The organism is Leucobacter komagatae, assembly GCF_000834055.1.
Lineage (GTDB): Bacteria > Actinomycetota > Actinomycetes > Actinomycetales > Microbacteriaceae > Leucobacter > Leucobacter komagatae_A.
On record NZ_JXSQ01000002.1, the window covers coordinates 15,182 to 26,821 of the forward strand.

The window sequence follows — 11,640 nt, forward strand, 5'->3', positions numbered from 1 at the left end:
CTCGAATCAAGCAACTTACGAATGGAGCGCCGAATGGCTGAACAGTCGCCCGTGAACAGCGTGTTCGACCGCCTGCTGAAAGACCGAATCATCTGGCTCGGTTCCGAAGTGCGCGACGACAACGCAAACGAGATCTGCGCAAAGATCTTGCTCCTCGCGGCAGAGGATCCCGAGGCCGATATCTTCCTGTATGTGAACTCGCCTGGCGGTTCCATTACAGCGGGTATGGCCATCTACGACACGATGAGCTTCGTGCCGAACGACATTGTCACCGTTGGAATCGGCATGGCCGCTTCGATGGGACAGTTCCTGCTCACCGCAGGCACCAAGGGCAAGCGCTACATCACGCCGAACGCGCGCGTGCTGCTGCACCAGCCGCACGGTGGCTTCGGTGGAACAGCGAGCGACATCCAGACGCAGGCGCAGCTCATCGTCTCGATGAAGAACCGCCTCGCCGAGATCACGGCACGCCAGACCGGCAAGACCGTCGAGCAGATCAATGAGGACGGGGACCGCGATCGCTGGTTCACCGCCGAAGAGGCACTCGAGTACGGCTTCGTCGATTTCATCAGGGAGACCGCAACTGACGTCGTCGGCGGCGGCGGCACGAGCAAGTAGTCGATAGGAAGACACGAAATGACGAATCTCTACATGCCACAGGGCGGATCCGCAGACCGGATGATGCCTGACTCCCGCTACGTGCTCCCCACGTTCGAGGAGCGGACTGCGTACGGGTTTAAGCGCCAGGATCCCTACGCGAAGCTGTTCGAAGACCGCATCATCTTCCTCGGTGTGCAGGTTGATGACGCCTCCGCTGACGATGTGATGGCGCAGCTGCTCGTCCTCGAGAGCCAGGATCCCGAGCGCGACATCACGATGTACATCAACTCGCCAGGTGGTTCATTCACCGCGATGACCGCGATCTACGACACGATGCAGTATGTGCGCCCGCACATTCAGACCGTCTGCCTCGGCCAGGCTGCGTCTGCAGCAGCTGTGCTGCTCGCCGGCGGCACTCCAGGCAAGCGTCTCGCGCTGCCGAACGCACGCGTGCTCATCCACCAGCCGTCGAGCGGTCAGGGTGGCCACGGCCAGGCTTCGGACATCGAGATCCAGGCTCGCGAGATCCAGCGCATGCGTGACTGGCTCGAGGAGACGCTCTCGAAGCACTCGAAGCGGTCCGTCGAGGAGATCAACAAGGACATCGACCGTGACAAGATCTTGAGCGCCCAGGAGGCGTTCGAGTACGGTCTGGTCGACCAGGTGCTGACGAGCCGCAAGAACCCGCAGCCCGTCATCGGACAGTAACAGCGCTCGGCTGAGCGGCCCGCTCTGTAACAGAGTGATCACAAGCTGGCGGCGCGCGGCCCGAAAGGGCGGCGCGCCGTCAGTCTTTGTCTCAGGTCGCCACTAGGCTCGGAAGCGTACACGCGACGCGAGGAGGTTTCGGAATGGCACGTATTGGCGAAAGCAGTGAAGTGCTGAAGTGCTCGTTCTGTGGGAAGTCGCAGAAGCAGGTCGCGCAGCTCATCGCTGGGCCGCAGATCTACATCTGTGATGAGTGCGTCGCGCTCTGCAACGAGATCATCGAGGAGCGGCTCTCCGAACACCAGCCAGCCGAGCCCAACGACTTCACGCTGCACAAGCCGCGAGAGATCGCAGGCTTCCTTGACCAGTACGTCATCGGCCAAGACCGCGCGAAGCAGTCGCTTGCCGTCGCCGTGTACAACCACTACAAGCGGGTCCGCGCTTCGACCGCGATCACCAGCGCAGAGTTTGCGACCGAACAGGTCGAAATTGCGAAGTCGAACATCATGATGATCGGGCCGACAGGGTGCGGGAAGACCTACCTCGCACAGTCGCTCGCCCGCCAGCTCGGGGTGCCGTTCGCCGTCGCCGACGCGACGGCGCTCACCGAAGCAGGTTACGTCGGTGAAGATGTTGAGAACATCCTCCTCAAGCTCTTGCAGGCAGCAGACTTCGACGTGCAGCGTGCAGAAACCGGCATCATCTACATCGACGAGATCGACAAGATCACGCGCAAGGCAGAAAACCCGTCGATCACCCGAGATGTCTCGGGGGAGGGCGTGCAGCAGGCGCTGCTCAAGATCCTCGAGGGGACAGTCGCCTCGATTCCACCCCAGGGCGGCCGCAAGCACCCGAATCAGGAGTTCATTCAGCTTGACACGACGAACGTACTGTTCATCGTGGCCGGCGCATTCTCCGGGCTCGAAGAGATCATCGCCCAGCGCCTCGGCAAGGGTGGCATCGGTTTCGGTACGCCCATGGGCAGCAAGCGCAACGAGTCCGAACTCTTCGCCGAGGTCCAGCCAGAGGACCTGCACCGCTTCGGGCTCATCCCCGAGTTCATCGGCAGGCTCCCGGTCATTGCGACCGTCGACCCGCTCGACACCGAGGCGCTGCAGCGCATTCTCACGGAGCCGAAGAACGCGCTCGTGAAGCAGTTTCAGCGCATGTTCGAGCTTGACGACGTCGAGCTCGAGTTTGAGGACGCAGCGCTCGAAGAGATCGCAAACCTCGCCGTTGCGAGGAAAACGGGAGCACGCGGACTTCGCTCAATCCTCGAAACGGTTCTCGGCGCTGCAATGTTCGATGTGCCATCAAACGACGACATCTCGAAGGTGATCGTCACGAGGGAAGCTGTGCTCGAACAGGAAGCGCCACTTATGGTCACGGCTGAGAGCGGGCGCGAGAGCGCGTAGCGATCGGCGCCGCGCTCTCGGCAGCGGCTACGGAACGAACGACGTAATGTCGTAGCTCAGCAGCCGTTCGTCACCCTCGCCCTGCAGCGTCACCGCAGCGACGACGAGCTCCGACGAAGTGAGCGTCGCAGACCGGCCACCATCGCCGGTCTCTTCGTCGTCGGAAACGGTGAACCCACCGCTCGTCACAACCTCATCCCAAACAGCGGCTGCTGCCGCGACATCGGGGACACGCAGCACGACAAACCAGCTGCCGTGACCCCGCGACCCTGCATCGTCAATAGTCGCAGAATCGGGAATTGCGAATCCTGAGGGAAAATCCTCAGGCAGCTCGGCAGATTTTGCGAATGCTTCGTCTGGGTTTTCTTCCTGCCAGCTTCCGCCTTCGGGCTCAACCTTCTCGGTGAGGTCGGTGCCTTCCGGGTTGACCGATCCAGGCTCGGGTGCGCAGCCGGCGAGCGGCGCGACGAGCAGTCCAAGCGCGAGCAGGCTCGCAGCTCCGCGAAGGTTCCGGTTCATCTCAGTTCAACCAATCGTCGTCGTCATCGTCGGATCCTGAATCACTCGCGTCTCCGCCGCCGAGCGGTCGCCCGTCGCCGCCGTGAGTTGCGCCTTCAGCTGGGTCGCTGCCGGCAGTGACCCCCCTGGTAGTGACGCTGCCATCGGCAGCAACGCTGAGGTCAGCGAGCTCCTCGCCTGCCCCGCCAGTGAGTTCTACCCGCGGGCGGCCCTCAAGCCAGGTAAGCGTCCACGATGCGCCGGAGGCTGCGCCTGCGTGCGAGCGCGCAGCGGCTTCCGCGGCGGCGATCGCTTCGTGCAGCACGCCGGGAACGGCTGGGTGTGGGGCGTACCCGAACTGCCAACGTGAGCCAAGCTGCATACCGTCTCCTTTGTGAGCACTCGTGAGCCCCGCGGTGGGGCGGTGCGGGGAGCTGGGGCGCCGGGGAAGACCCCGGGCGCCCCAGCACTCAGTCTGCCGTCTCTACGGTGATCTCCGCCACCCGAACATCGGCGACGTCAGCCTGCTCAATGCGGAGCTCCACAATGCGCCCCACATCGGCGAGGTCGCTCGCTGCAAGCTGCAGGCGCGCCGCATCGTCCGCCGGCGCGTGCACAACCGCGAGCGTCACTGCGGTTCGCATGGACACCTTCGCGTCCGTCTTCGCGCCACGAACACCGATCAGCGCCGTGCCAACGAGGTCAAGCAGCCCCGCGTCGGCGTCCTCGCCCGCGAGCTCGGTGAGCTCGGTCGCAACGGGCCAGGCTGCGCGGTGCACGGAACCCTCCTGGAACCACGACCACACCTCCTCGGTTGCGTAGGGGAGGAATGGTGCGAACAGCCGAACGAATGTCGACAGAGCCGAGCGCAGCGCCGTGACGGCGGAGGCCTGAATCTGGCCGGTGCCATTGTGGGCGCGCTCCTTGACGAGCTCGAGGTAGTCGTCGCAGAACGTCCAGAAGAACGACTCGGTGATCTCGAGGGCGCGCTGGTGATCGTACGTCTCGAAGGCGCGTGTCGCGTCACTCACGACGCCAGCGAGCGTCGCGAGCATGGAGCGATCGAGCGCTTCGGTGACGGTCCCCGCGCCGCTCGCATCAAACGACAGCGTGAACTTCGCAGCGTTGAGCAGCTTGATCGCGAGCCGGCGCCCGATCTTGATCTGCGTCGGGTTCTGCGGGTCGAACGAAGCGTCGGTCCCGAGCTTTGCTGAGGCAGCCCAGTAACGAACGGCGTCGGAGCCGTGCTGGTCGAGCATCCCGGCTGGAGTGACGACGTTGCCCTTCGACTTCGACATCTTCTTGCGGTCCGGGTCAAGGATCCAACCCGAGATGCCTGCGTGCTTCCAAGGAAGCGTGCCTGACTCGAGCTCCGAACGCAGCAGCGTCGTGAAGAGCCAGGTGCGGATGATGTCCTGGCCCTGCGGGCGCAGGTCGAACGGGTAGACGAGGTCGTACAGTTCCTCGTCGCGCTCCCAGCCGCCCGCGAGCTGCGGGGTGAGGGAGGAGGTCGCCCAGGTGTCCATCACGTCGACCTCGCCCTGGAAGCCGCCCGCGACGCCGCGCTGCTCTGCCGTGTACCCCGCAGGCACGTCGCTCGACGGGTCGACGGGGAGCTGATCCTCGCTCGGCACGATCGGCTGGTCGAACACGGGGTTGCCGTCTGCGTCGAGCGGGTACCAGACGGGGATCGGCACGCCGAAGAAGCGCTGCCGCGAGATGAGCCAGTCGCCTGCGAGGCCCTCTACCCAGTTCTCGTAGCGCACGCGCATGAAGTCGGGGTGCCAGGTGAGTTCCTTGCCGTGCGCGAGGAGCCGCTCACGGAGGCCCTCGTCGCGGGCGCCGTTCTTGATGTACCACTGTCGGGTGGAAACGATCTCGAGCGGCTTGTCGCCCTTTTCGAAGAACTTCACCGGGTGGTTGATCTTGCGGATCTCGCCAGTCAGCTCGCCTGAGGCCTGCAGCAGTTCGACCATTGTCTGCTTCGCGCTGAAAACAGTCTTGCCGGCAATCTGGGCGAAGGCTTCGCGCCCAGCGTCGGAAGCGATCACGTCAGGCGCCTCAGAGATGATGCGGCCGTCGAAGCCGAGGATCGCCCGGTTCGGGAGGTCGAGCTCGCGCCACCAGATGACGTCGGTCACGTCGCCGAAGGTGCAGACCATCGCGATGCCGGTGCCCTTGTCCTGCTGCGCGAGGTGGTGCGCGACGATGGGAACCTCGACGCCGAAGATCGGGGTGGTGACGGTTGAACCGAACAGCGGCTTGAAGCGCTCGTCGTCCGGGTGCGCGACGAGCGCGACACACGCTGCGAGCAGCTCGGGGCGTGTGGTGTCGATGAGGATATCGCCACCGCCGTCGGTGCGGTGGAAGGAGAGCGTGTGGTACGCGCTCGGCTGCTCGCGATCCTCGAGCTCGGCCTGCGCTACGGCGGTGCGGAACGTTACATCCCAGAGCGTCGGCGCCTGCGCCTGGTACGCCTCACCGCGCTCAATGTTGCGGAGGAACGCGAGCTGCGAGGCGCGGAGCGAGTCGGCCCCGATGGTGCGGTAGCTCTGCTTCCAGTCGACCGAGAGGCCGAGGGTGCGCCAGAGCGCCTCGAACTGCTTCTCGTCCTCTACCGTGAGCTTTTCGCACAGGTCGATGAAGTTGCGGCGTGAGATCGCAACCTGGTCGCCAGGCTTGATCGTCTTGCCGCTCGTACCGTCGTGCGGAGGCACAAAGTCGGGGTCGAAGGGCAGCGAAGGGTCGCATCGTACGCCGTAGTAGTTCTGGACGCGGCGCTCGGTTGGGAGGCCGTTGTCGTCCCACCCCATCGGGTAGAACACTCGCTTACCGTTCATGCGCTTGTAGCGCGCGACGGTGTCGGTGTGCGTGTAGGAAAAAACGTGGCCTACGTGGAGTGAACCCGAAGCGGTTGGTGGGGGAGTGTCGATGCTGTAGACATCGTCGCGACTGATTCCGTCACGCTCGAACGCGTAGGTGCCTGTTTCTTCCCAGATCGCCCCCCACTTTGATTCGAGTCCCTCGAGTGCCGGCTTGTCGGGGATCGCGCTCATTACGTGGGCTCCGTTTTCTCGACTGTCCGCGCTGTTGCGCGCACCCGTCGGGTTCGATGTGGACGGCACCGCGTAAGCGAGGAGATCGAAGATCGGCTCTGGTGCCTGAAGGTTTCCAGAAAGTCTATCGCGCTCCGTGAACCGAATACTGGATGTGTTGTGCACAACCTATATAGACTGCTGGTTATGGTCGATCGGGCGCGTGACATCGAGCGGCAGATGCTTGGAGCATTTGCGACCGTAGCGCGTCAGTGGGGCGCGACGCCGCTTGAGGGGACCATCGCTGAAGACGTCGGGCTCGCGATCGAGGACAGCGAGATTCGGATCCTGTACGTGCTTGGGGCGCGAACCGAAGAGATGCGGCCGGGGGACATAGCCGTGCAGCTTGGCGTCACGCGGCCAACCCTCTCAAAATCACTCACTCGGCTGCGCACCGCACGGCTGGTCGAGAGTTCCGTCGCCGACGACGACAGGCGCTCCGTGTTCGTCACCCTCACACCCGAGGGACGGGACGCGTATGCGAGGCTCGTTGACTTTGGGATGGACATGATCCGCGGGGCTTGTGCTGGGCTCTCCAGGCAGGAGCTCGAGATCATCAGGGGCTTCCTTGGCCGGTTCGCTGATCGGCTCGGCGGACCGCCCCCCGTCGTCTTCCCCGCCGTCGCGCGCTAGCTGCGCCGCCGCACGGCCTCGAGCACCGCGGCACGCCGGTCTGGGGGCGAGTGGCGCTGAAAAACGCTGCAACATTTCTTCGCCGGTGTTGCGTGACCTCTAGCATGGAGGTGCCGCGGGAACCAGCTCCCGGGGCGGGAGGGAAACACTATGACAGATCGTATTGGGGGCCTGCCGGATCGCATCCGCGTCGGCATCGTCGGCTACGGAAACCTCGGTCGCGGCGTAGAGACTTCGATCGGCCTGAACCCCGATCTTGAACTTGTCGGCGTATTCAGCCGGCGTGATCCGGCTTCCGTTGAGACCCTGCGGCCAGAGACCCCCGTGTACGCCCTCGACGACATCGCCTCATTCGCTGACCGCGTCGATGTCCTCGTGCTGTGCGGTGGATCGAAGAGCGACCTGCCAGAGCAGACCCCGCTACTTGCGAAGCAGTTCACCGTCGTCGACAGCTTCGACACGCACGCGAAGGTGCCGGAGCATTTTGCAGCGGTTGACGCTGCCGCGCAGGCTGGCGACAACGTTGCCATCATTTCCACTGGCTGGGACCCGGGCCTGTTCTCGCTGAACAGGCTCTTCGGCGAGGCGATCCTGCCACAGGGCGAGACGTACACCTTCTGGGGCCGGGGACTCAGCCAGGGGCATTCTGACGCCCTCCGGCGCATCGCGGGCGTTGCTGGCGCCGTGCAGTACACGCTGCCGTCGGAGACCGCCATCGAGCGGGTCCGCGCGGGCGAGAACCCCGAGCTCTCGACGCGTGAGAAGCACGTTCGTGAGTGCTTCGTCGTGCTTGAGGACGGCGCAGACGCCGAGGCGATCCGCGAGGAGATCGTCACGATGCCCGACTACTTTGAGCCCTACGACACCAACGTGCACTTTATTTCGGCCGACGAGCTCGCACGCGACCACGCTGGAATGCCGCACGGCGGCTTCGTGATCCGCTCGGGGGAGACCTCACCCGGGGTATCGCAGACGATCGAGTACCGCCTCGCGCTTGACTCGAACCCAGAGTTCACCTCGAGCGTGCTTGTCGCGTACGCCCGTGCCGCTGCGCGGCTCGCAGCGCGGGGCGAGCGTGGAGCGCTCACCCCGTTCGATGTCGCCCCCGGGCTGCTCTCGCCGAAGTCGCCCGAGCAGCTGCGCGCCGAGCTCCTTTAGCCCGAAGGCGCCCGTGCCCGGCCGGCCGGAGCATATGGTTTCTGCAGGAGTACACGGTTTCTTCGCGTAGATATCTTGTACTCCCGTCGAAACCATGGGCTCTCGCGGGCTCCAGACACAGCAGCGGCCCCTCCGAATACTCGGAGGGGCCGCTGCTGGTTACGCGGCGTGAGCTGCGGGAACCCTAGGCGATGAGCCCTGGGTACGCGTCAGCGTTGTCCTTGAGCCACTCCTGGACTGCGCCCTGGCCGTCGCCCTTGAACTCGTCACTCGTCACCAGGCTCTCCAGCGCTGCGTACGCGGCGTCGTCAAGCTTGATGTTCTTGATGTAGTCGGCTGCCTCGGGGAACTCCTCCGAGAAGCCGTCGGTGCCGAGGAAGTGGAGCGCCTCGGGCTCACCCATTGCGCCCTTCGGATCCTTCAGATCCTTGACCGGGTAGGCGTCGTTAGCCCAGAACGGGCGCCACAGCGTGACGACGACGTCCTCTTCCTTGTCGACCTTGTCCTGCAGCGTTGCGAGCATCGCTGCGGTCGATGAGGTCACGAGCTTGTACTCGCTGTCGAGGCCGTACTCGGGCATCATCGTGTCCTGGGTCTGCGCAGTGAGGCCAGCACCCGGCTCGATGCCGATGATCTCGCCACCGAAGCGGTCAGCCTGGCCCTTGAGATCCTCGATCGAGTTCACATCGGTCATGTACTCGGGAACCGCGATCGTGAGAACCGCTCCCTCGTAGTAGCCGCCGAGATCCTCGATCTGGTCCTCGTACTTGTCCATGTAGTCAGCGTGCGTGACCTCTGGCCACGCAGAGGGGTACATGTCGAAGTCGCCGCCGGCGAGGCCGGCGTAGAGCACGCCGGCTTCCGTGAGCTCGGTCATCTCGACGTTGTAGCCGAGCTTGCCGAGCTGATCCTCGAGCAGGTACGCGGTGCTCAGACCGTCAGTCCACGCGGGGAGGAAGCCGAGCGTGATGGTGCCCTTGTCGTCGCCCTCGTTCGTGTTGCCGGCGTCGGTGTCGCCGTTGGTTGCGCAGCCCGCGAGTGCGAGGCTGGCTGCGGCCGCGAGGCCAATGACTCCTGTGAGGTGTCGCTTGTTCATGTGTTCCTTTCGTCCGCGCTGCGGCGCGGGTTGGGGTGGGTCAGTTAAGTCTGTGTAGTGGCTTTAGCCGGGAACCGCGGTGCCCTGCTGCGCCCGTGCCCGACTGCGCTCGCGCAGCAAGCTCAGGGCCGAATCCTTGAACGACTTCGGCTCGCCGAGCGCCGCGGTGACGCGGTCGAGGAAGACCGCGAGGAAGACGACGGACAGGCCAGCCTCGACGCCCTGGCCGATGTTCATCGTCGAGATTGCCGAGACAACCTGCTTGCCGAGCCCGTCAGCGCCGGCCATGCCAGCAACGACGGCCATCGAGAGCGCGAGCATGATGACCTGGTTGATGCCGGCGAGAATGGTCGGCATCGCGAGTGGTAGCTGGATGCCGCGAAGGATCTTGCCAGGGGTGGATCCGAACGCGTGACCAGCCTCGACGACCTCGGAATCGACGCCGCGAATGCCGAGCTCGGTGAATCGCACGCCCGGTGGCAGCGAGAACAGCACGGTTGCGAACACGCCGGGAACAAAGCCGATGCCAAAGAAGACGACGGCTGGGATGAGGTAGACCATCGCCGGCATCGTCTGCATGAAGTCGAGGATCGGGCGTATTGCAGCGCTAAAGGTGTCGTTGCGCGCCGCAAGGATTCCGACGGGAACAGCGATCACGATTGCGACGAGCGCCGCGATGAGCGTGAGTGAGAGCGTGAGCATCGCGTTCTCCCACTGGCCCATGAACACGATGAGTAGCATCGTGATGGCCGTGCCGACCGCGAGCTGCCAGGAGCGCAGCAGCCAGGCGACGAGCGCTAGCGCAAGGATAAGCACCGGGTAGGGGACGGCGATGAGCGCGTCTGACAGGCCATCAACGAGAAACTTGATGACTGTCGTGATGAGCGAGAGTAGCCAATCGAAGGTGTCATTGAACCAGTCGAGGCCTGTGGATACCCAATCGCCAACGGGGATGCGGTAGTTCACGAGGCACTCCCCTCGGTCACGGTGAGGCCTTCGTCTGGAGCCGCATTCCCGTCGGTTGTCGCGTCGAGTGTCGCGGTGATGATCGCGCGCGGCACGTCGGGCGTCGGTTCGATGATGGGGATCTCCGTCGTCATAGTTGGCAGGTTCGCGAGCGAGGCGAGGAGCGTCACGCGCGGTACGACGCCGATGAGGCGGTCCTGCTCGTCCACGACCGCAACGGGCAGTGGGCTCTCAACCGAGAGCTCGAAGAGCTCAGCGATGTACTGTTCGGGCGTGACGATCGAGGGCGTTGGCTTGAGCGCGTCGTTGATGTTCGCGCTGCCCTCGCGCACGAGGCGGAGCATGTCCTTGTCGCGCACGACGCCGACGAGCTTGCGTCCGCTCGAAATCACGAAGCAAGCGGACGTTTGCATGTCGCGCATCGTGCGGAGCGCTGCGCGCGGACCCGCGGATGCTGGAACGACGGCGCGCGGTGGCTCCATAACGTCGCCAGCGGTGAGAACGCGGGCGCGATCGACGTCCTGCACAAACTGCGCAACGTAGTCGTTCGCCGGGTCAGTGAGGATGTCGTTCGGGGTGCCCAGCTGCACGATCTTGCCGTCACGCATCACAGCGATGCGGTCGCCGAGGAACATTGCCTCGTTGAGATCGTGTGTGATGAAGACGATCGTCTTTCCCAGCTCCTGCTGGAGTTCGACGAGCAGCTCCTGCATTTCGCGTCGAATGAGCGGGTCCAGTGCAGAGAACGCCTCATCCATGAGCAGGATCTGAGTGTCGGCGGCGAATGCTCGTGCGAGTCCGACACGCTGCTGCATGCCTCCTGAGAGCTCCGAAGGGAGGGAATCGGCCCAACCCTTCAGGCCGACACGGTCCAACCATCCGCGGGCCCGCTCGCGGCGTTCCTCGAGCGGTACTCCCTTGATCTCAAGGCCGTACGCGGCGTTATCAAGCACGCTGCGGTGCGGGAGAAGTGCGAAGTGTTGAAACACCATCGCCATCCGTTCGCGCCGCACCTCGCGGAGTTCCGCGGCGCTCATTCCAACGATCTCGTCGCCAAAGACGCTGATGGAGCCGTCTGTGGTGTCGCCAAGCCCGTTGAGCAGTCTGATGAGTGTTGATTTTCCGGAGCCGGAGAGCCCCATGACGACGAAGATCTCTCCGACCTTCACGTCAAAGCTCGCGTCGATGACGGCGGCTGTTCCGTGCTGTTTCACGTCGTCGCGCGACGCTCCGGCTTGGAGGCGCTTTACGGCCTCCTTCGGGCGGCGCCCGAAAACTTTATATGCGTGGTCGACGGACAGTGCGATGTTTGCGTTCGCCCGTTCGTCGGCCTCCGAGTCGACTGTGTGGTCGACTTTCGAGTCAAGCATGTTCCTCCTGTGCGGTGTCTCCGCGGGTTTTTTGGCGCTCTAAATGCAGCCTCGGTGAAGCGGCTGATGAACCGAGAACCCTTCTTCGACGGTAGCCCTCA

Annotated in this window: 11 protein-coding genes; 5 read left to right on the plus strand and 6 right to left on the minus strand. The window is 64.2% G+C overall.

Annotated elements, in window-relative coordinates; translation table 11 throughout:
* Positions 1-33 precede the first annotated feature (33 nt).
* The 3 genes from SD72_RS01765 (at position 34) to clpX (ending at position 2,723) form a co-directional block, all read left to right on the plus strand.
* Positions 34-618, plus strand: coding sequence for an ATP-dependent Clp protease proteolytic subunit (locus SD72_RS01765; RefSeq protein ID WP_042542734.1), 585 nt, complete (start codon positions 34-36; stop codon positions 616-618).
* Positions 619-636: 18 nt separating this feature from the next.
* Positions 637-1,308, plus strand: coding sequence for an ATP-dependent Clp protease proteolytic subunit (locus SD72_RS01770; RefSeq protein ID WP_042542735.1), 672 nt, complete (start codon positions 637-639; stop codon positions 1,306-1,308).
* A gap of 143 nt (positions 1,309-1,451) precedes the next feature.
* Positions 1,452-2,723, plus strand: coding sequence for an ATP-dependent Clp protease ATP-binding subunit ClpX (gene clpX, locus SD72_RS01775; RefSeq protein WP_042542736.1), 1,272 nt, complete (start codon positions 1,452-1,454; stop codon positions 2,721-2,723).
* Positions 2,724-2,750: 27 nt separating this feature from the next.
* Here clpX and SD72_RS01780 read toward each other — a convergent pair whose 3' ends face one another.
* The 3 genes from SD72_RS01780 to valS form a co-directional block, all read right to left on the minus strand.
* Complete coding sequence (locus tag SD72_RS01780; protein WP_042542737.1) at positions 2,751-3,242, minus strand: hypothetical protein; 492 nt, start codon at positions 3,240-3,242, stop codon at positions 2,751-2,753.
* Position 3,243: 1 nt separating this feature from the next.
* Positions 3,244-3,603, minus strand: coding sequence for a hypothetical protein (locus SD72_RS01785; RefSeq protein ID WP_042542738.1), 360 nt, complete (start codon positions 3,601-3,603; stop codon positions 3,244-3,246).
* Positions 3,604-3,691: 88 nt separating this feature from the next.
* The gene (gene valS / locus SD72_RS01790) at positions 3,692-6,277 is read right to left on the minus strand and encodes a valine--tRNA ligase (protein ID WP_042542739.1); all 2,586 of its coding nucleotides are present in this window, start codon (positions 6,275-6,277) and stop codon (positions 3,692-3,694) included.
* A 186-nt stretch (positions 6,278-6,463) separates the two neighbouring features.
* On the opposite strand from valS, the gene SD72_RS01795 reads away from it, so the two are divergent.
* Together SD72_RS01795 and SD72_RS01800 are read left to right on the plus strand one after the other, a co-directional pair.
* Positions 6,464-6,949, plus strand: coding sequence for a MarR family winged helix-turn-helix transcriptional regulator (locus SD72_RS01795; protein WP_042542740.1), 486 nt, complete (start codon positions 6,464-6,466; stop codon positions 6,947-6,949).
* Positions 6,950-7,099: 150 nt separating this feature from the next.
* A complete protein-coding gene (locus SD72_RS01800; protein ID WP_042542741.1) occupies positions 7,100-8,107 on the plus strand; it encodes a diaminopimelate dehydrogenase in 1,008 nt (335 codons plus the stop codon).
* A gap of 184 nt (positions 8,108-8,291) precedes the next feature.
* Here SD72_RS01800 and SD72_RS01805 read toward each other — a convergent pair whose 3' ends face one another.
* The 3 genes from SD72_RS01805 to SD72_RS01815 form a co-directional block, all read right to left on the minus strand.
* Positions 8,292-9,203 (minus strand): glycine betaine ABC transporter substrate-binding protein, encoded by a 912-nt coding sequence (locus SD72_RS01805; protein ID WP_042542742.1) that lies wholly within the window; start codon positions 9,201-9,203, stop codon positions 8,292-8,294.
* A gap of 63 nt (positions 9,204-9,266) precedes the next feature.
* A complete protein-coding gene (locus tag SD72_RS01810; protein WP_042542743.1) occupies positions 9,267-10,169 on the minus strand; it encodes an ABC transporter permease in 903 nt (300 codons plus the stop codon).
* Complete coding sequence (locus SD72_RS01815) at positions 10,166-11,539, minus strand: quaternary amine ABC transporter ATP-binding protein (RefSeq protein WP_084766681.1); 1,374 nt, start codon at positions 11,537-11,539, stop codon at positions 10,166-10,168. Before SD72_RS01815 ends, SD72_RS01810 begins: the two co-directional genes overlap by 4 nt.
* Between the last annotated feature and the right edge of the window lie 101 nt (positions 11,540-11,640).